Source organism: Aquabacterium parvum (assembly GCF_001447195.1).
GTDB lineage: Bacteria > Pseudomonadota > Gammaproteobacteria > Burkholderiales > Burkholderiaceae_C > Aquabacterium > Aquabacterium parvum.
This window is the reverse complement of sequence record NZ_LFRI01000514.1, coordinates 1-20,249: the sequence shown is the minus strand read 5'-3', so window position 1 is coordinate 20,249 and position 20,249 is coordinate 1. Positions and strand designations below refer to the sequence as shown.

Genomic DNA, 20,249 nt, shown 5'->3' with positions numbered 1-20,249 from the left:
TTGATTCCTCCGTCAACGCATAGAACAGGCTTTCGTATGGTCGAACTTGGCATGCGTGCTCCGTGTCGAACCGCTTCTCGGCACCAAACACATGGATCATGAACTCTTCATAAATCACATCCGCTCCGCCGTTGGAAGTACCGTTCTCGCCATCCTGCAACACGGCGATGCGGGGTAGCAGGTCGCGGCGATGAAGCAAGAAGCACAAACCAATCAGCTGCATCAACTGGCAGTAGTCATCCAGCACGACGAAGTCAAAGGTTGGCTCGTTTCGGTCGGCCTTGTGTTGCCACAACAACTCTGCATATCGCTCAAAGGCGGCAACGACCTTCTCCAGATCGCCGCGCAAGGGCTCTATCGGTTCGCCTGCGGTGTAGCGCAAACATAATGTCTGGAATTCGTAGTGGGCAACGGTGTGGCGCGACCACATCCACTTTTCGTCTAACGTATCGCCAACGCCTGAAGGATTGTTCGAAAAGTACTCAATGCCGTCGCCGGACGCAGCCACGTCTTCGATGAAGTGCCTTTCACCCAAGAACTGCTGCCGCCTTTTTTCATGAAACTGCATGTCGAATCCTGTCCTCGGTCTCATCGCTTGCGCTGATCGCGGGCCTCGCCCTTCATGCCAGCGCGGTTATCAACCACTTTGTCAATGTCGGCATCTCCCCACTCACGGGTCAGATGGTGCGCCGCGTGACTCTCATGCTTCGACACATGCCCTGACGCACAAAGGATTAGCGCCTCGGCGTGCGCAGCCGCGTGAGGGATGGAGAAAAAGAGAACGTACCTTGAGTACCCATTGGTGCTGATATCGCTCGCAATACGCTTTGATCCAGTGGCTTTCAGCAGCCTCGTGTTGACCCAACTCTTACCCATCTGCGTCACTTTTCCGTTTGTCTGGCGAATGGCTGAAGCGCCCTGGCTGCTGGCGCCACCGGCGCCACTGCGGCGCCGCAAAGTACCGCCATTTGAACCATCCGAACCGGCTTTGTCCCCGGCCTCCCCCAACAACGCACCAAGCGATTTGGTAGGGTCGTAACTTGCCTTGGCCTCGATGACGGCATAGGGCTTCTTGCCGCCCGGCGTGGACCACACAGCGTCGATCCCACGCCCCCGAGGCACGCATGGCCACAGTTGCACCATGTGACCGCTGTCATTGAGCTTGGCCGAGTTCTTGTCGCCGCTGTCGTGCCGCGCCTTGCGGCCCCAACCTTTGACATCCTGGCAATGGTAGTCAGCCATGTGCTCGCCCAAGACGCCCAACACCTTCTGGGTCAAGCTCTTGAACCGTGCGGTGCGCTGTGTCGCTGCGTTCGGAGTGTTCGAGCTGGCGCCATCGCCCTGCTTGGTCTTTGCCTGAGCACCTGACTTGGCTTGGGTGTTGGGTTTGGCCGCAGGCGAACCAGGCGTAGCCTTGGTGCCGGTGCCCCCGTTGGCACTGGTTCTGCGCCCCTTGGTCAACCAGCCGTCGATTTCTCTCTTGAATGCATCGAACTGCTGCCCGAGGTTGCGCTGAATCGAATCAAGGCGTTTGCTTGATTCTGGCCCCAGGTGTTCTCGCAACTTTGGATTGGACAGGATGGCGTCCAACTGCTTGCGTAGTTTAGAGACGTCGAGCACTTCTTTGAGCAGCTTCTCCGGGTCCCCCTTGTACAAGCGCCGAATCATGTCCAGCAACTCGTCGGTGTGGACCGCGCCGCTCTTGACGGCTCGCATCGAGCGCTTTGCCGCGTCGCCACCACCTGGAACCAGTCCGATCAACGCAGTGATCAAGTTGAACCAGGCCGCAGGGCTGGTGGGTGCAGCCGAGACCTCGATCAAACCCTTGATGATGTCTCGTGCATCGACCAATTGCCCCAAAACCGGGATGCATCCGATGACGCTTTCGGCGAGGATCGCCCACGGCGCATTGTTGTCGCCTTTGAGAAAGCTGACGGCGTCATCCTTCAACGACGCCAGCCAGCCAGATCGACTGGCCGATTTGGATGCCGCTGAGGCGCCACGCGCGGCCACCGCTGCACCGCTCATGCTGCACCTCCTTGTAACTTCTGGCTCAATGCCTGCTGTTGAGCTTCACTGAGGTAATGCCAGGCGCTTTCGCCGCTCGCTTCGGAATCACCGTTGTTCATCTCGGCAAACAACTCTCTCTGCTCGCTGGAAGCCTCGTTTTGCCAGAAGTCATCTGCCTCCCCCAAGTAACGCTCGATGTTGGCGATGGCCGCTTCGTTTGTCGAACTGTTCGCATTGAACACATTGGCGGGCATTTCAGTGCGAGCGCTCGGCTTGGCCGGCGACTCACCATAAAACACTTGAGCGGGCAGTTTGGGCACGCCATCGAGCCGAGCATGACCCGAGGCATCGAGCACGCCTTCTTTGATGGTGCCGTCTTCGAAAACAACCCGATAGGGTGCGCCCCCAACGGGCATCAGCCATTCATCGTGCAGGTTCAATTCCATGAAAGTCGGCGCTTCTGTCGCCGCGCCTACGGGCATGCCTGTCAACTGTGCCGGCTGACTCCCACCCCCCAACCAATCATGACTCGCCCCCTTCACCGTCCACGTCCCCGGGCAAGTGAAGGTGATGTTGCCGCCCTCGATGACGATCTGGCTTTGCCCCGCCGTGAGCGTGATGCTCTTTGACGCTTGAATGCGCACCTCGTCGGTGGTGCTCTGCACCGTCAGGTCTTGCTCCGACCAGACCTGCTGGGCATCGGTGTGGGCACGCACGCTCAAGGCCGCGTTGGCGGTGATGGCCTGGATGCCGCCTGCGTGCGTGTACAGGCTGGTGGTCTGGCCGCTGACGCTGCTGAAGGTGTGCGCGGCTGTCAGGTGCACGTCACCCTGGGCGCTGATGCTTTGGTCTTGCCCACTCCAAAGGTGGATGCTCGCGGGCGTCACCCAGGCGGCCGATGTCGGCGTGTCCAGGTGCAGCAGCGGCTTGGCGAAGCGCTCAACCGGGTCACCCAGGTCGCGGCTGCCTGCTCTCGCCTGGCGGGCGTCCTGGCCGCCCACGGCGCCCGCGTAGCGGCCTTGCGCGCTCGGGTCCATGGCCTCGGTGTGCTGGGCCCAGGCCTGGCCGGGCTCGTGGCTGTGCAGGCCGTGGGCGCCTTGCTGGCGGGCGCTTTGCGCGAGCGTGTCGCCCAGTTGCTGTGCGGCCTTGAGCTGCCCGACGGCTTCGGCTGCGTCCATCTGCGTGCGGGCAACGCTGGCGCCTTGTGCGGGACGCGCCGTGGTGCTCAGCAGCAGACCTTCGCCGGCGCGCACCACGGCCCAGCCTTCGGTGTGACCGTAAAAGCCTTCGCCCAGCCAGGCGCCGCGCTGGGCCGCGCCCGAGCCGCCCCGCCCGCTTTGCTGGATCAGGTGACCCAGCGTGAGTTCGCTGTGACCCGTGGCGCTGGAATGGCTGGCCAGGCGCATGCGCAGCTGGCCGGTGGCGTCGTCCACCACCCATTGGTTGGCGCCTTGGCCGTCGAGGTGCGGGTGGTGCCAGCCGGCGATGGTGCCGGGGTGGTTGACGCCGGCGTCCACGCCCGCGGGCCAGGGCAGCTCGTGCGGGCCGTTGTGCACCTGGCCCACGATGATGGGGCGGTCGATGTCGCCGTCGATGAAGTCCACCAGCACTTCAGAGCCCGGACGAGGCGTGAACAGCGCACCCCAGTCGGGGCCCGCCACGCCTTGGGCCACGCGCACCCAGGTGCCGCTGGTGGCGTCGCCCGGTGCGTGGCCGGTGGCGGCGCCTGCCGGGGTGCTGGGGCCGGTGAGCCCGCCGGCCAGGGGGTTGTCGCCGCGCTGCCAGGCGAACTGGATGCGCACGCGCCCGTCGCGGTCGGCGTGGATGGGGTCTTCGCCGTGGGTCATGACCTGGGCGTGCAGGGGGCCCGGGGCCTCGGACAAGGCGAAGGCCGGAGCCCAGGGCAGCAGGCGCAGTGCGGCTGGCGCGGCGCTGAAGCGGTTGCGGTAGCTGCCTTGTTCGACGTCGGTGGCGCGCAGGATCTGTGCGGCCTGCGTGCCCAGGTTGTTGGCCATCTCGTGGGTGATGGCGATGGCGGCGAAGCGGCGATCGGCGCCCGCACCGTGGCCGTCGTGGTCAAGCAGCTCGAAGGTGATGCCAGGTTGCAGTGCGCGCACCGCGCCGGCGGCGTCGATGCCTTGTTGTTGCAGCGCCAAGGCGTCGAGCAGGTCTTGCGTGCCGCCTTCGGCTTCGGCGGGGCTGGCGTGCAGGGGGTCGGCCACGCGGCCGTGGGCGTGCAGGCGCTCGCCGTGGCCTTGGTAGAGCTCCAGCGCAGGCACGGCGGCGGGCAGGCCGCTGGCTTGCGCCTGTGCTGCCACGCCCGCGAGCTGGCGCTCATCCCACGCGGCCAGGGTGACGGCGTTGGGGCCGATGGCTTGTGAGGTGGCCCACTCGGTGATCGTGTCTTGCGCGAAGCTGCCAAACAGGTTGCCGGCCAGCTGCCCCACCAGCGTGCCAGCCGCGCCGTGGCGGCCAGGCTGACCAAAGCGCAGGCCCCCCAGGTCGGGGCGCTCGGCAGCCTGGTCGAAGATGACGAGTTGCGGGCCTTGCTCGGGCGTGGCTTCGTGGTCCAGGCGCCAGCTCCAGCCCTCGGCGGCCATGAGGCGGCAGGCAAAAGCCCAGTCGGTCTCTCGGTACTGGGTGGTGATGGCGCGCAAGGGCCCTGGCTCGGCCAGCTCCAGCCGGAAGGGCAGTTGCGGCCAGGCCTGCAGCACCTGCGAGACGATGTCGGCCGTGGTGAGGTCCTGGAAGATGCGGGCGTCTCGGCGCTGGGCCAGCCAGCAGCTGCCGTCGCGCACGCTCAGGCGGTAGCGGCCCAGGCCGCCGTCGCTGCCCAGTTGTGCCACCGCGGCCACCCAGCCCTGCCAGGTGCGCCAGCTGCCATCGGCTTGCAGCAGGCGCAGCGCCACGCGGGTGCCCATGAGCGATTTGAGCGGCAGGCCCGCTTCGGTGCTGACGCAGTCGATTTCAGCCCGCAAGGGCTCGGCCGCGTGCAAGGACTCGGTGAGCGTGGCACGCTCGACGAGCAAGGTTGCGGCGGGCAGCGCCGTGTCGAGCTGCAGCAGGCGCGTGGCCTGGCTGAGCTGGACGGCAGCCAGGAGGCTCGTCGCCAGTGAATTCATGACTCCACCTGAGATGTATGCTTTTGACCTGCCCTCTTTGGGGCAGCCTCGCATCATCGCCGTGATGGCCCACTGGGACCGGCGAGCCCCCGCCCCCCTGCTGGGGGAAAGTTGCAAGAAGTCGTAACCCGCCCCACCGCCTGAACCCGTGAACCCACCCGCCGCACGAGCTGCCAGCCACCCCGATCAACAGTTGGGCAAGCCCCTGAGCGGCTGGCGGCTGACGCTCTACACCATCATCTTCGAGGCCGACACCCGGGCGGGTCGCTGGTTCGACCAGGCCCTGCTGCTGACCATCGTGGCCAGCGTGGTGATGGTGGTGCTCGACAGCATGCCCGCCATGCACGCGGCCTTTGGCGACTTCTTCGGCGTGGCCGAATGGGTGTTCACCGCCTTGTTCACCGTCGAGTACGTTCTGCGGCTGGTGTGCGTGCAAAAACCTTGGGTCTATGCGCGCAGCTTTTTTGGTGTCATCGACCTGCTGTCCACCTTGCCCACCTGGCTGGCGCTGTTCGTGCCCGGCCTGCACGTGCTGATCGACGTGCGGGTGCTGCGTCTGCTGCGCATGTTCCGCGTGCTCAAGCTCACGGGCTATGTGGCCGAGTACACGATGCTGGGGCAGGCCCTCGTGGCGAGCAAGCGCAAGATCCTGGTGTTCCTGTCTTTCGTGTTGCTGGTGGCGCTGCTGATGGCCACGGTCATGTACGTGGTCGAGGGGCCGGCCAACGGCTTCACCAGCATCCCCACGTCGATGTACTGGGCCATCACGACGATGACCACGGTGGGCTTTGGCGACATCACGCCCAAGACGGACCTGGGGCGGCTGATCTCGTCGATGATGATGATGCTGGGCTGGGGTGTGCTGGCGGTGCCCACTGGCATCGTCACCACCGAGATGGCGCTGCAGCGCGGCCGCATGCCCGAGCCGACCACGCGCACCTGCCAGAACTGCCTGACCGAAGGCCACAGCGCGACGGCGCGCTACTGCATGCATTGTGGTCACGCGCTGCCTGAATACCAGCGCGATTGAAGGCAGCTGCCCGGCGTCTCAGGCGGTCGGCGGATCCGAGGCAGAGTGCCTTTTGCGAACCGGTGAGACCGGCTCGGGGTCACCCGCCTGGAAGTCGCTGTCGGCAAAGCCCTCTCGGTCGACGACGGCGTCATGGCCTTGCAACCAGGCCTGCAGGTGGCGAGCAGGCATCGGGCGGGCGAACAGGAAGCCTTGCAATTCGTCGCAGCCCAGGCGCCGCAGGATGTCGAGCTGGGCCTGGGTTTCAACGCCTTCGGCCACCACGGTGAGCCCCAGCGCGTGCGAGAGCTTGATGACGGCGCACACGATGGCGCGGGCGTCGACATCGCGGTCGACGTCCTGCACGAAGCAACGGTCGATCTTGAGCTGCGAGGCCGGCAACTTGCTGAGGTAGCTCAGCGAGGAGTAGCCCGTGCCGAAGTCGTCGATGGACAGGTGAACACCCACGTGCGCGAGCCGCTCGAACAGGCGCAGCGAGGCCTGCGGGTCCTCCATGGCGGCCGACTCGGTGATCTCGAAGGTCAGGTGGTCAGGGACCACGGCATGGCGGCGCAGCGATTCCTGGATGCGCTCGGCGAGGTCGCTCTGGCGCAACTGGTGCACCGAGAGGTTGATGGCCACGCGCATGTTCACGCCCAGGTCCTGCCAGATGTGCATCTGCCGGCAGGCTTCGTCGGTGACCCATTGGCCCAGGCTGCCGATCAGTCCGAAGCGCTCGGCAATGGGCACGAACACGCCAGGGCTGACCATGCCCCGGTCAGGATGGTGCCAGCGCAGCAGGGCCTCTGCACCGGTGACGTGGCCGGTGCGGCCGTCGACCTTGGGCTGGTAGTGCAGTTCCAGGCCGGTGCGGGTTTCGATGGCGCGGCGAAGGTCGCGCTGCAGGTCGATGACGTCCTGCGCGTCGTGCTCCATGTCCGGGTCGAAGAAGCAGTGCATGTTGCCGCCGGCACGCTTGGCGGCGAGCATGGCGGCATCGGCTCGGGCGATCAGGCGGGCGCGCGAGCCGTGGTCGGGGTACAGCACGATGCCGATGGAGCACGACAGGCGCACCTCGCGACCAGGCAGTTGGTAGGGCCGCTGCAGGGCCTGTCGCACGCGATCGGCCACGAGGGTGGCCGCGGCGCTGTCGGGGTCGCCGTCCATGAGCATCAGGAACTCGTCGGCGCCGACGCGGGCGATGGTGTCGGTCGAGCGTGCGATGGTGAGCAGGCGGATGGCGACTTCGCGCAGCAGGCCGTCACCGGCGCGGTAGCCACAGGAGTCGTTGATGGCCTTGAAACCGTCGAGGTCGATGTAGAGCAGGGCCAGGCGGCGCTGGCGGGCTTCGGCGCGCAAGGCGGCGGACGCCAGCTGGTCTTCCAGCATCAGGCGGCTGGCCAGGCCGGTGAGCGGGTCGGACATGGCCGAACGAGGAGGCGGGGTCAGCTCGCCTGGGCCTGCGCCGGGCACGTCATGGTCTTCGAACAAATCGGTGAGGTCGTCGTGCGCAGGCTCGCGTGGGTCGGTGCTCGATGGCCCGGCATCCAGGGCCACCTTGGTCGGCAAGGCTGCTTCAGGCACCAGCGAAGCCTTGTTGCGCCAGCGAGCGCTCAGCAGGCGGTTGGCCTAGGCACCCAGCATGGCGCCGATGAGGGCCGCGCCCACCAGCCACCAAACCTCCTGCGCCACGCCCATCATGGGCGGCTGGCCTCCAGCTCGGACCAGGCGGTGGCGATGTCACTGGCCTCGCGATCCGACTCCTCGTGGGTGTCCAGCGGCACGGCGTTGGACGCCAGCGGCGCGGGCGCCCCTCGCTGGCCCAGCCACTTCATCAGCGTGGGCTCGGACATCGGCCTGGCAAACAGGAAGCCTTGCAGCTCGTCGCAATGCAGCTGGGCCAGGATGTCGGCCTGGTCCTGCGTCTCGACACCTTCGGCCACCACCTTCAGGCCCAGCGCGTGCGCCAGGCGCACCACGGCTTCGACGATGGCTTGCGCGTCGAGGCTGCTGTCGAGGTCGCGCACGAAGCTGCGGTCGATCTTGAGCTGGCGCGCGGGCAGGCGGCGCAAGTAGCTCAGCGACGAGTAGCCGGTGCCGAAGTCGTCGATGGACAGGCGCACGCCAATCTGATCGAGCATGTCGAAGACCCGCAGTGAGGCCTCGATGTCTTCCATGGCCACCGATTCGGTGATCTCCATGAGCAGCATGCGCGCAGGCACGCGGTGGCGCCGCAAGGCCTCGCGCACGCGTTGCTCCAGGTCGGGCTGACGCAGCTGGTGCACCGACAGGTTCACCGCCACCGGGATGTCCAGGCCCAGGTCGTGCCACACGCGCAGGTGGCGGCAGGCCTCGTCGATGACCCACTGGCCCAGCTCACCGATCAGGCCGAAGCGCTCCGCCACAGGGATGAACTCGGCGGGACTGACCATGCCGCGCGTCGGGTGGTGCCAGCGCAGCAGGGCCTCGACGCCAGCCAGCTCGCCCGTGGTGGCGCGCAACTTGGGTTGGAAGTGCAGCGTCAGCTCGTTGCGGGCCACGGCGTGGCGCAGGTCGCGCTGCATCTCGACCTGGGCTGCGCCCACGCGGTCCATGCCACGCTCGAAGAAGCAGTACACGCCACCACCTGCGCGGCGGGCGGTGAGCATGGCGTCATTGGAGTGCGACATCAGCTGCTCGGCCGTGGCGCTGTCGGGGTAACGGGCCACGCCAATGGAGCAGTTGACCGTGATCTCCTGGTCCTGCACCAGGAAAGGCTCGTGCACGGCGTCTTGCAGGCGCTGGGCCAGCACGGCGGTGACGTGTTCGTCGTTCAGCCCACGGCAAGCGATCAAGAACTCGTCGGTGTCGGAGCGCGCCAGCACGTCGCCTTCGCGAATGAGGCCCTGCAGCCTGAGCGACAGCGTCTGGATCAGGCCATCGCCAACGCTGTGTCCATAGGTGCCCGTGAAGGCATGAAAGCCGTCGATGTTCAGCCGCATCACGCTCAGGTTGAGCACCTGGTCGGTGGCCTCGTGGATGAGCTGGCGCACCTGCTGCTCGAAGCCCGTGCGGTTGGGCAGCCCGGTGGCCGAGTCACGCAAGGAGGCCTCTTCCAGCGCGGACTGCGCGGCCTTGAGGGAGTCGGACAGCGCCTGGTTTCGGGCCAGGTTGCGCGCGTCCTGCAAGGTGCCGATGTGCGCCATCACGAGCAGGATGAGCACGGTGGCGGTGAGCACGAACTCCAGCGAGTCACCGGAGAGCTGCCCCTCGCTCAGGCAGATGGCCGCCAAGGGGATACCGACCGCGCTGACCTGCAGGACCAGGCCAGCCCAGATGACCGAGCCCACCATCACGGCGATGGCCAGGTGGCGGGTCTGGTGGTGATCTCGGTCGAGTTCGGCCTGCATCAACAGAGCACCCAGCGAGCACCCGAGCAAGACCAGCAGGAAGGCGGCGCCCGACGCCTTGGCGTCCCAGATCATGGCCGGCTGCAGCATGATGGACGAGGCGTTGACGAACACCAGCATCTGCACGCCCACGGCAACCAGCACGGCACCCAGCAAGCGCGTTCGCCAGCGCAGGTCACGGTGGGTCTGCATCCAGATGGCGGCGGCGGCGATGACGATGGCAGGCAACCAGGACGCCAGCACGACGTCGCGCACATAGCCCACCTTGATGGGCAACTGCATCGCCACCAGGCTCAGAAAGCTCGCCGCCCAGATGCCCGTGCCCACGACGAGCGCGCCGCCCAGGATCCAGGCCAGGCCGGCTTCTCGGTCATTGGCCCGCACTCGGCGGATCACCATGCCTTGCAGCGAGATGGCGTACACGGCAAGCAACCAGGCCGGCGCGAGGGCCGAGCCGCTCCAGCTTGCTGCCATGAAGGTTGAAGACATGCGTGCTCCCGATTCGTTCACACACCGAGGTGTGATCGGGATATCGGCGGGTGCGCGCGTGGGCTTGAGCGCCCGGGGTGGTCAGCGGCGGTGGAGCGTCAATGCTTCACGGATGCCACCCGGTGAAATGCCTCAGTGCATCACCACGGGCTGCTGCGCCATGCCGGCGTAGCGCTCGAGGTAGGCATCGAACTCTTCGATGCTGGGAGACGACTCGATCAGGGCCTCGACACCTTCCTTGAAGGTCTCGGCCAGGGCGCCTTCGATGAAAATTTCCTTGCGGGCGAACTTGTCGACGATCTCGTAGCCACCACGGGTCAAGGCAGCGCTGTGGCGAACCGGGCCGTGCTCATCGGCGGCCAGTTCGATCTGCACCACCGCGTAGCTGTCCGAGTTGTAAAGCATGTGCATGGACGACACTCCAGGGTCCTTGAGACCGACTTCCGTCATGGCTTTGGCCGACTGGCCATTTCCATCATGACGGCTCCTTCGGCCTCGTCATCCCCCGACTTGAGGGCGATGCAGCCCAGCTCAAGGCCTGACGTGTCGGAATGCACGCGATCCCCCGCGAACACGCGGGCGGATCACTGCGGAGTCAGGGCTTGCGGAAGCTCAGCGTGACGTCGCCCAGGTGGATGCCGAACTTGCTCATGGCAGCGCGGTTGAGCACGACCTGGCCGTCCACTCGGTACATCCAGTCGTCGAACTGGAACTCGATGGGCTTGCCATCGACGGGCACGCGCATGGTGTAGCTGAAGCGGATGGCGTTGCCCGATTGTTCGCCCACGGCGACGCCCACGATGTCGGCCGCCCGGCCCTCGAAGCGCCCGCCCCCCAGGTCCTTGAGTTGCCAGACGCGGCGCTCCTTCTCGCCATTGCTGTAGGTGAAATCTTCTTCCAGCACGCCGCTGTCGCCGCTCCAGCGGCCCTGCATCTCGACCGTGAAGCGCTTGACGACGCGCCCCGACCTGTCGGTGAACATGCCGTGCGCCTGCACGGGGCCGGAGAAGTAGCTGCGGAAGTCCATGGCGGGCTGCTCGGCCTGGTAGTCGGTCGGCTTGGGGGCGGAGCCGCAGGCCGACAAGCCGAGGGCCAAGGTCAGCACGATGGCGCCGAGGGCCGTGCGGCGCTGGATGAAGGGCTTGGATGGGGTCATGTCGAACTCCAGAGGAGGTGTCCTGAATGGTGGTGGGCCACGTCAGGGATCAGGGATGGCGGATCAGGCCAGCGCCGGGTGATGACGCCAGCGCCAGCAGGCCAGCAAGGCCAGCAACTTGAACAGGCATGGCAAGCCGCCGTAGACCCAGCTCAGCGCGCTCAGGCCAGCGGGGTCCTGGGTGCCCGGGGTGTAGCCCAGGGCTTGCAAAGCGGGCAAGGCCAGGCCTGCCGCCAGCGCGAGGTTGAGCTTGGTGGCCCATTGCCACCAGCCTGCGTAAGCACCCTCGGTTTGAGCGGTGTGACCGGCGCGTTGCACCACCCCGGTCAACAGCGTGCCCGGCGCGGTGAGGTCAGCCCCCAGGGCAAAGCCACCCGCCAGGCAGATGAGGAGGTAGCCCACGCGATCGCCTTCGCCCAGGCCCAGCACGCTGACAAAACTGAGCACGCTCAGCAGCATGCCCAGCGCCCAGGCGCGCATGGGGCCGATGCGCCCGATCAGGCGCACCCACAGCGGCACGCCGAGTGCGGCCATCAAAAAGTACAGACCCAGGAACAGGGGCGCACCGTCCATCGCGCGCAGCCGGTCCTGGATGAAGAACAGCACCAGCGTCGCCGGGATGGCGCTGGCCACGCCGTTGACCAGGAACAGGGCCATGAGTCGGCGAAAGCCGGCGCCCTGCCAAGGCTGGGACAGCGGCGTGGCGGCCTGCGCGTGGGATGCCTGATCGCTCGCGGCCCTCGTCACTGGCGCCGGCCTGGGGCCCTTGCTCAGGGCCCACACGCCGGCCAGCAGGCCCACGGTCAGCACGGCACTCGTCCAGCCCATGCCCGCCTGCGTGGCCAGCACATTGGCCAACAGCACCCCGAAAAGCCCGAAGCCCTCTCGCCAAGCCACCAGCCGGCTGCGCTGCGCCACGTCGCCGCCCAGCCGCGTGCCCCAGGCCAGGTGCAACACGCTGGTCAGGCTGTAGGCCAGGAAGGTGAAGATGAGCGTGACGGCGCACCAGGCCAGCAAGGGCACGGTCTGCCTGACCGGCGGGTGAAACAGCAGCACGAAGCCCAGCGCCAGCGTGAGCACCGCCAGCAAGGCGGCCATCAAAGCCCTCTGAGGTTGCGCCAGCCAACGATCGGCCCAGCGCCCGAGCAAGGGGTCGATGAAGGCATCGGCCACCCTGGTGAACAGCAGCACGGCCCCCAGCGCGGCCAAGGGCAGGCCATAAGCCTGGGCATGGTGCTGGGGCAGCACCACGTAAAGCGGCATGGCCACAAAGGCCAGGGGCAAGCCCAGCAAGCCGTAGCGTGCGCTGGCCGAATGCGTCAGCATGGCTTTCAGACCGGCTTGCGCAGGGTGTACTGAACGACGTTGGTGTTGCCCATGTCGAACGCGGCTTCGCAGTAGGCGAGGTAGAACTCCCAGATGCGCTGGAAGCGCGCGTCAAAGCCCAGGCGCTGGACCTTTTCCAGGTGGGCATGGAAGTCGACTCGCCAGCGGCGCAGGGTCTCCGCGTAATCAGGGCCGAAAGCCAGGGCGTTGACCACCTCCAGGCCTGCCTCGCGAGCGGCTTCGCGGAAGGCGCGGTCACAAGGCAGCAGGCCGCCGGGGAAGATGTACTGCTGGATGAAGTCCGTCGACTTCACGTAACGATCGAACAGGTCGTCGTGGATGGTGATGGTCTGCAGGCAGGCCTGGCCACCCGGCTGGAGGCAGCGGTTCAGGGTCTCGAAGTAGCTGGGCCAGTACTCCCGGCCCACGGCCTCGAACATCTCGATGGAGACGATGGCGTCGAAAGGCTCGTCACGGATGTCGCGGTAGTCCTGCAGGCGCAGGTCGGCGCGCTCGGACAAGCCAGCACGGGCCATGCGGTCGCGGGCCCATGCCAGCTGCTCGGTCGAGAGCGTGACGCCGGTGATGTGCGCGCCATGTTCAGAGGCCGCGATCTCGGCCAGGCCACCCCAGCCGCAACCGATCTCCAGCACGCGACGCTGTTGGCCATCGGCCAGCACGCCCGCTTCGTTCAGCGCACGTTTGACCTTGGCACGCTGCGCGTCGACCATCGGGCGCGTGTGGTCGCCCTCGAACCAGGCGCTGGAGTAGCTCATGGTGCGGTCCAGCCACAGGCGGTAGAACTCGTTGCCCAGGTCGTAATGGGCCTGGATGTTCTTGCGGCTGTTGGCCTTGGAGTTGCGGTTGAGCAGGTGGCGGATGCGGTAGGCCAGGCGCCCCCACCACGAGCCATAGATCGCGCCTTCGATCAGGTCGCGGTTGGCGATCATCAGCTTGAGCAAGGCCGTCAGGTCGGGCGTGCTCCAGTGCCCATCGATGTAGCCCTCGGCAAAGCCGATGTCGCCCGACTTGAGCACCGCCGAACACACCGACCAGTCGTGCAGGCGCAAGCCGGCGCGCGGCACGTGCGGGTCGTCCGAGCTGGCCTGACCAAAGCGTGCGGTGCTGCCATCGGGCAACTGCAGGTCCAACCAGCCCACGCGGATCCGCTTGAGCAAACCCAGCACCGCACGGGCAGACGCGGGGGCGGTGGCAGGCAGGCTCAGGCCTTCATCCCGGGACAGCGACGAAGCAGAGGTCATGCGGTTCATGGCGAAGGGTTTCCTGTGTCGGAGGGGGCGGTGACGGGTGAGGCGGCCTGCGCCGAATAAGCCAGACCTGGCGCGGCGCTGGGCGCAGGCGGTTTGGAGAAAAAGGGCACGCGCTTGAGCCACAGCTGCAAGGCCTGCCAGTGGATGCGGGCGAGCACGCCGAAAGTCATCAAGGGCCAACCACGGATGGCCCGGTTCACGCTGCGCTGGTCAAGTTCAACCAGCTCGCCGCTGATGGCGGTCTGGATCAGCGGGCCGTCGGCGTCATCGTGGTCCACACGCGCCACCAGGCGGTCGGCGTTGCGCATGAATCGAAAGCGGTATCGGCCTTCGACGCGACAAAACGGCGAGACGTGGAACACCTTGTCGGCACGCACCTCGCGGCCCCAGCCCAGTTGCTCGCCACCGAGGAGGTAGCAGTGCCGCTCGCCAAAGGTGTTGTTGACCTCGGCCACCACGGCGTGCAGCGCACCATCGGCTCGGTGCACGTACCAGAAGCTCACGGGCTTGAAAGCGAAACCGAGCACACGCGGGTAGGTTTGAAGCCAGACCTCGCCTTGGGGCAAGTCATCGGCCCAGCAACCGCCGCGCTGGAGCAAAGCATCGAGCCAGGCCAGCGAGTCCGCGCCGCCCTCACCGTGGTCGGCATCGTGAAAGCTCAGCCAGCCGCGCGCGTTGCGCCGCACGGCCGCCACCGGCTGGCTCGCCAGCGCACGCATGGGCAGCAGCCAGAACCAGCCGCCGTAGCTGAAGGCGTGGTGCTTGGGGCGCAGGCGGGTGTGCCGCACCTGCCCGAAGCCAATCAGCGGCCTGGCCGTGTTCATGCGGCCAGCTCCGACGTCGGCACCGTGCCTTGAACGGGGGCGCCGCTCGCGAGACGATCGAGCACGCCCTGCGCCGCCAGCAGCCCCGACTTGAGGCCGTCTTCGTGGAACCCGTAGCCAGCCCAGGCTCCGGCGAACCACAGCCGCCGACGCCCCTGCAGCCCAGGCAGGGCCTGCTGCGCGTCGATGGCGGCCTGGTCGAACACCGGGTGGTCGTAGTCGATCTCGGCCAGCACCCGGCTGGCATCGGGCTCACGCAAGGGGTTGAGCGACACGACCACCGGTTGTTGCCATGGCAGGGGCTGCAGCCGGTTGATGAGGTAGTGCAGGCAGACGTGGCGATCTTCCTGGCTGACCTCGCTGGCGCGCTCGTAGTTCCAGGCGGCCCAGGCTTTCGGGTTGCGCGGCAACTGGCCGGTGTCGGTGTGCAGCACCGCGCGGTTGGGGTGGTAGCGGATGGCGCCCAGCACGGCGCGCTCGTTTTGCAAGGCACCCTCGCCCAGCAGGCGCAGGGCCTGGTCCGGGTGGCAGGCGAAGATGACGGCGTCAAACCGCTCGGCCCCACGGGCGCTGTGCACCATCACCCCGGCCTGACCGGCTTCGCCCAACGGCATCACGCGCTCGACGGGGCAATGCAGGCGGGCATCGGGCAGCTGCTCGACGATGCGGCGCACGTACTCGCGCGAGCCACCCGACACCGTGTACCACTGCGGCCGGTTGGCCACCTGCAGCAGGCCGTGGTTGTGGCAAAAGCGGATCAGCGTGGCCATCGGGAAGCGCATCATCTGCTGCACCGGGCAGGACCAGATGCAGGCAACCATCGGCAGCAGGTAGCCTTCCTGGAAGGCCGCACCAAAGCCCTGGTCGGCCAGGAAGTCGCCGATGGGCTGCTTGAGTTCACGCTCATCGCCACGCTGGGCCATGGCCGTGGTCAGGCGGTTGAAGCGCAGGATCTCGCCGAGCATGCGCCAGAAGGCCGGCGACACCAGGTTGCGCCGCTGCGCGAACACGGTGTCCAGCGAAGAGCCGCACCACTCCAGGCCGGGTCGCAAACCGGACAAGCCGGTCGCGTCACGTGGCACCTGCACCGAGAAGGACATGTCCGACTTGGCCGTGGGCACGCCCAGTTGCTCGAACAGCCCGATGAGCTGCGGGTAGGTGCGCTCATTGAAGACCAGGAAACCGGTGTCCACCCCATGCTTGACCGGCCGGCCTTGCGCATCGGGCAAGGTCACGTCCACCGTGTTGGCGTGCCCGCCAAAGTGCGCGCCCGCCTCGAACAAGGTGACGTGACGCGCACCCGGGGCGCGCACCAGGTGATGGGCGGCCCCGAGCCCGGTGATGCCGGCCCCCACGATGGCGATGCGTTGCATGGTCGGACTCCGCTGCTGGGTCAAGGGGCCAGGGCCTTTTCGATGTCGCGCACCAGGTCGCGGTCATCGGGCGAGGTCATGCTGCTGTAGCTGTCGATGACCTGGCCATTGCGCCCCACCAGGTACTTGTAGAAGTTCCACTTCGGACGCGTGCCCGAGGCCTTGCTCAGCTCGGCGAACAGGGGGTTGGCGTTGTCGCCCCGCACGCTGGTCTTGGCGAACATCGGGAACTTCACGCCATAGGTGTTGCTGCAAAATTCGGCGATCTGCTTGCTGTCCCCGGGCTCCTGGTTGCCAAAATCGTTCGACGGAAAGCCCAGCACGACCAGGCCACGGTCCTTGTACTTGGCGTGCAGGGCTTCGAGGCCTTTGTACTGGTCGGTGAAGCCGCAGTAGCTGGCGGTGTTGACCACCAGCAGCACCTTGCCGCTGTACTGGCACAGCGACTGGGGTTTTTCGTCCTGCAGGCGCGCAAAGGTCTTGTTCAGCAGCGGCGGGCAGGCAGGTGCTTCGCCAGCGGCGTGGGCCGCCCCACCGAGCAGGGCGCCGGCGAGGCCACAAGCCACCAGCGTGGCGCGAAAAATTCGATTCGTCATGTCAGCCCTTTTGTCTTGGTCAAAACAGGATGTTTGTTCTATATTAGCTGGACGGATCTTGTTGTACAACGCTTTGTCCACGTCAAATAGGCACGAAACCCTGAACAAGCCTGGACAAACCCGCTCCTGATCTCTTACGCAGCCACCCACTTTTTGGATGCACCAGCCGCCATGCCCCGCTCCTTGATGATGTCCATCGCCGCCGTTGAGCGCGACACCGGCCTGAGCAAGGACACCCTGCGCATCTGGGAAAAGCGCTACGGCTTCCCCTCGCCCGTGCGAGACGCCCAGGGCGAGCGCTGCTACCCCATGGAGCAGGTCGAGCGCCTTCGCCTGATCAAGCGGCTGCTGGACGTGGGCCATCGGCCCGGGCGGGTCGTCGGCCTGCCGCCCGAGGACCTGCAGACCCTCGCCGATCGCAGCGCCGACGCGCAGGGGCAACCCACGCGCACCGGCCGCCAGCGCCAGGCAGGCGCCCCTGCAGCGCCCACACCCGCGACGCCCTCGCCGCGGCCCAGCTACACCGACCCCTCCGCACCCGGCGACTGGGTCGATGACGCCCTGGCGCGCGTGGACGCCCACGACGTCGCGGGGTTCAAGCGCCTGCTGGCCCAGGCCGTGCCCACCCTGGGGCTGGCCCGCTTCATCTCCGAGGTCTGCGCACCGCTGCTCAAGGCCATGGGCGAGGGCTGGTTGCGCGGCCGCTTCCAAGTGCCGCAAGAGCACTGGGTCAGCCAGTGCCTTCAGCAAAGCCTGCACGCGGCCATCCACGCGCTGCCCCCCACCGACCCGTCCCAGGCCCCCCGCGTGCTGCTGAGCACCTTCCCCGGAGAGCCCCACGCACTTGGCTTGCTGATGGTCGAGGGCTGGTTGGCGCTGCAGGGCGCACAGGTGATCAACCTGGGCGCCCAAACCCCGACGGCCGACCTGATCGACGCCTGCGAGAACCACCGGGCCGACGTCGTGGCCCTGAGCTTTTCCGCTTCGGCCCCGGCCCACTTGGTGCAGGACGCCCTGCCCGCGTTCCGCGACCGACTGCCCCCCCGCGTGGCGATCTGGGCGGGGGGGCGCAACCCATTGCTGGCGCGCCGAGCGCCAGCCGGTGTGCTGGTTCTGGACGACCTCCCCGACCTGCAGCGCGCCATCCAGGCCTGGCACCTCGGCCAGAGCAGCCAAGGCGCCCAGGCCAGCCCCCCCTGACTGCGGACTGTCACGTCGCTGCAAAGCGCCTGACATCCAATTCGGTCACAAATGCGTATAGCCTGTCGTGAAACGTCAGCCGGCCGCCGTGGGCGGCCTCACCGTTCGCGCGCTGCCGCGCCCATGGAGAAGGTCATGCTGTATCCCGAACTGTTCAAGCAACTCGAAGCCGCCCGCTGGAACATGGACAAGGACATCCCCTGGGACCAGTTCGATGCCAGCCAGTTGAGCGACGAGCAGGCCCAGACGATCAAGATGAACGCCATCACCGAATGGGCCGCCCTGCCCGCCACGGAAATGTTCCTGCGTGACAACCGCGACGACAGCGACTTCTCGGCTTTCATGAGCGTGTGGTTCTTTGAAGAGCAGAAGCACTCGCTGGTGATGATGGAGTACCTGCGGCGCTTCCGCCCCGACCTGCTGCCGACCGAGGCCGAGCTGCACGAGGTGCGCTTCGACTTCGACCCGGCGCCCGCGCTCGAGACCCTGATGCTGCACTTTTGCGGCGAGATCCGGCTGCACCACTGGTACCGCCGCGCGGCGGAGTGGCACACCGAGCCGGTGATCAAGGCGATTTACGAGACCCTGGCGCGCGACGAGGCCCGCCATGGCGGCGCTTACCTGCGTTACATGAAGCGTGCGCTGAACCGCTTTGGCGACGAGGCGCGTGCGGCGTTCGCGAAGGTGGGCGTGCTGATGGCGAGTGCGCGGCGCACGGCGCAGGCGCTGCACCCGACGAACCTGCACGTGAACGAGAAGCTGTTTCCGCGGGACACGATCCAGTCGCGGCTGCCGAACCCGGAGTGGCTGGAGCACTGGCTGGATCGGCAGATCCAGTTCGATGCGGTGTGGGAGGGCAAGGTGGTTGAACGCATCTTGCACAACCTGGGCTCGCTCATGGGGCGCAGCTTTGCGAGCGTTCAGGAGCTGAACCGGTTCCGCAAGGAGATGATGCGGTCGGTGGAAGCCAGTGCCGGTGCGGCGGCCGAGGTGAAGACGGTCGGGGCTTGAGTCGGCCTCTGCGGTGGTTGATGGCCGCCGCGTGCAGCGGGTTTTAGCGCCTTGGCGTGAGAGCGCGAGGCGGGGGCGGCGGCGATGTGCGGTCGGGCTTCAGGGTGGTGGTCCTGCCTTTGGCAGGACTTCCCTGCGGTGCTCACAGCGAGGTGGGGCCTTCGAACTCGCTGCGCGCCCTGTGGGCGCTCCGCTCAAACAACTCAGGCCAGTCAGATCACGAAGCGCGCTGCGCGCGCCCACCTCGCCGCTGCGCTCCTCGGCACCACCCAGGCGCCCGCCCGCACACCGCCGCCGCCCCTTTTCGCCTCGCTAGTGGCGTGCAACGGTTTTGCTCCTGCGCAGGTTGGGTGGCTTGATCGAGGCGCTGCCTGGCCTGCGATGGGTTTTGGGTGGCTTGCCGAGCTTTTTGGGTGGTGCGCCGAGTCATTTGGGTGGCGCGCGGAGGTCTGAAGGCGGCGCGCCGAGTGTTTTGCTCGGGGCGCGGGGCTTTTTGCTCGGCTGGCCGAGCTCAGAGCTCGGTGAATGCACCTCGGTGGGGCGTGAGCGGGTGCTGGAGCTCGGCGCTTGTCTGAAATTACTCGGATCGTGTCCGGAAAAGACTGGCGCGTGGGTGCTGGGGCTTGGGTTCTCGGTGATGGTGATCGCCTCGGTTGATTGCAGCTCGGCCAACAGCAGGTCCAGTTCTTGGCGAGGAAGCCGCTTCTGGAAGAACGACCGAGTGACGCGTGCGAGTATCCCGATCGCGCAAGGTTTGGACTCGCTACCTTGCTTCAGTTCGCCGCCGTGAGCAAGTGAATATCACTAGCGTCCTTAAAACCCGCCATTGGTATACAACCCAAAAACAGAAACCAACGAGCCAACATTCAGAATACCCAAAGATGGGTGCAAAGCACAATCAAGAAAAACCCGGCAACCAACGCCTCACAAATTCACCCCTCATCCCCTCACATCATCTGACGACCGATTCAAGAGACTTGCTCCATCCAAAACAAAATGCTAGTCTCGAAATTCAACATCTAACCAGGAGCACTCATGATCAGCAAGTCAGTCATCTCTCTCGCAGTAGTGGCAACCTTATCCACAACAGCACATGCCGCGACATCAACAAAAAAATTCTCAGCACCACTAATATATGACACCACAGGCGATATCGCAATCGAGCTGACTCTAACCCAAACCGGTGCAGACAACCTAATATGGTCAACAAATGAATACCGCTACATCGGAGGAGGAGGCGTCCCTACTCAGGGAATATCAGTCTACTTTTACACCAATCAGGCAGCAGACATCCTGGACGTAGCAGTCGAAGGGAAGATGCGGATCTTCAATATAAAGAGTCGGCCTTGCAAAATTCAATTTGAGCCCTTGAGTGCATGATCGTGGCTGCGTTCAAGGCTTGCTCGGACCCACATGCCCCACATGGCCAGCCACAAGGCGGGCGCAAAAAGGCCCTTCAGGCCCTTGCGGGCG

17 protein-coding genes are annotated in these 20,249 nt (G+C 66.2%); 5 read left to right on the top strand and 12 right to left on the bottom strand.

From position 1 onward, the window contains the following. The 3 genes from ABG80_RS18525 to ABG80_RS18515 form a co-directional block, all read right to left on the bottom strand. The coding region (locus tag ABG80_RS18525; RefSeq protein ID WP_160322604.1) for a PoNe immunity protein domain-containing protein at positions 1-568 on the bottom strand (568 nt) is incomplete at its 3' end. 20 nt (positions 569-588) lie between these two features. After that, a complete protein-coding gene (locus tag ABG80_RS18520; protein WP_058089057.1) occupies positions 589-2,028 on the bottom strand; it encodes a hypothetical protein in 1,440 nt (479 codons plus the stop codon). Beyond that, a complete protein-coding gene (locus tag ABG80_RS18515) occupies positions 2,025-5,132 on the bottom strand; it encodes a type VI secretion system Vgr family protein (RefSeq protein WP_058089056.1) in 3,108 nt (1,035 codons plus the stop codon). Before ABG80_RS18515 ends, ABG80_RS18520 begins: the two co-directional genes overlap by 4 nt. 148 nt (positions 5,133-5,280) lie before the next feature. Between ABG80_RS18515 and ABG80_RS18510 the strand changes: the two genes are divergently transcribed. Continuing rightward, positions 5,281-6,162, top strand: coding sequence for an ion transporter (locus ABG80_RS18510; RefSeq protein WP_058089055.1), 882 nt, complete (start codon positions 5,281-5,283; stop codon positions 6,160-6,162). Between the two features lie 18 nt (positions 6,163-6,180). Here ABG80_RS18510 and ABG80_RS18505 read toward each other — a convergent pair whose 3' ends face one another. The 9 genes from ABG80_RS18505 to ABG80_RS18465 form a co-directional block, all read right to left on the bottom strand. After that, the gene (locus ABG80_RS18505; protein WP_058089054.1) at positions 6,181-7,725 is read right to left on the bottom strand and encodes a putative bifunctional diguanylate cyclase/phosphodiesterase; all 1,545 of its coding nucleotides are present in this window, start codon (positions 7,723-7,725) and stop codon (positions 6,181-6,183) included. Positions 7,726-7,838: 113 nt separating this feature from the next. Further along, entirely contained in the window at positions 7,839-10,019 is a 2,181-nt protein-coding gene (locus ABG80_RS18500; protein ID WP_058089053.1) for a putative bifunctional diguanylate cyclase/phosphodiesterase, read from the bottom strand. Between the two features lie 132 nt (positions 10,020-10,151). Then, the gene (locus tag ABG80_RS18495; protein WP_058089052.1) at positions 10,152-10,430 is read right to left on the bottom strand and encodes a BTH_I0359 family protein; all 279 of its coding nucleotides are present in this window, start codon (positions 10,428-10,430) and stop codon (positions 10,152-10,154) included. 184 nt (positions 10,431-10,614) lie between these two features. Beyond that, complete coding sequence (locus tag ABG80_RS18490) at positions 10,615-11,175, bottom strand: DUF3833 domain-containing protein (RefSeq protein ID WP_058089051.1); 561 nt, start codon at positions 11,173-11,175, stop codon at positions 10,615-10,617. Between the two features lie 63 nt (positions 11,176-11,238). Then, on the bottom strand, positions 11,239-12,501 hold the full coding sequence (locus tag ABG80_RS18485; RefSeq protein ID WP_058089050.1) for an MFS transporter: 1,263 nt from the start codon (positions 12,499-12,501) through the stop codon (positions 11,239-11,241). 5 nt (positions 12,502-12,506) lie between these two features. After that, complete coding sequence (locus tag ABG80_RS18480) at positions 12,507-13,772, bottom strand: SAM-dependent methyltransferase (RefSeq protein ID WP_058089049.1); 1,266 nt, start codon at positions 13,770-13,772, stop codon at positions 12,507-12,509. Continuing rightward, positions 13,769-14,596, bottom strand: a complete 828-nt coding sequence (locus tag ABG80_RS18475) for a DUF1365 domain-containing protein (protein WP_083506265.1) — start codon at positions 14,594-14,596, stop codon at positions 13,769-13,771. The genes ABG80_RS18480 and ABG80_RS18475 overlap by 4 nt, the downstream gene beginning before the upstream one ends. Continuing rightward, positions 14,593-15,969, bottom strand: a complete 1,377-nt coding sequence (locus tag ABG80_RS18470) for an NAD(P)/FAD-dependent oxidoreductase (RefSeq protein WP_058089048.1) — start codon at positions 15,967-15,969, stop codon at positions 14,593-14,595. The genes ABG80_RS18475 and ABG80_RS18470 overlap by 4 nt, the downstream gene beginning before the upstream one ends. Before the next feature lie 20 nt (positions 15,970-15,989). After that, positions 15,990-16,565 carry a glutathione peroxidase gene (locus ABG80_RS18465; protein ID WP_058089047.1) on the bottom strand — a complete coding sequence of 192 codons (576 nt, stop codon included), beginning with the start codon at positions 16,563-16,565 and terminating at the stop codon, positions 15,990-15,992. Positions 16,566-16,736: 171 nt separating this feature from the next. On the opposite strand from ABG80_RS18465, the gene ABG80_RS18460 reads away from it, so the two are divergent. From ABG80_RS18460 to ABG80_RS22150, 4 genes are all read left to right on the top strand, one after another. Next, positions 16,737-17,765 (top strand): MerR family transcriptional regulator, encoded by a 1,029-nt coding sequence (locus ABG80_RS18460; protein ID WP_083506264.1) that lies wholly within the window; start codon positions 16,737-16,739, stop codon positions 17,763-17,765. Between the two features lie 135 nt (positions 17,766-17,900). Next, positions 17,901-18,776 (top strand): ferritin family protein, encoded by an 876-nt coding sequence (locus tag ABG80_RS18455; RefSeq protein ID WP_058089058.1) that lies wholly within the window; start codon positions 17,901-17,903, stop codon positions 18,774-18,776. A gap of 355 nt (positions 18,777-19,131) precedes the next feature. Then, positions 19,132-19,566, top strand: a complete 435-nt coding sequence (locus tag ABG80_RS22155; RefSeq protein ID WP_152987746.1) for a hypothetical protein — start codon at positions 19,132-19,134, stop codon at positions 19,564-19,566. A gap of 245 nt (positions 19,567-19,811) precedes the next feature. Beyond that, positions 19,812-20,156, top strand: coding sequence for a hypothetical protein (locus ABG80_RS22150; protein WP_152987745.1), 345 nt, complete (start codon positions 19,812-19,814; stop codon positions 20,154-20,156). Positions 20,157-20,249: the final 93 nt, after the last annotated feature.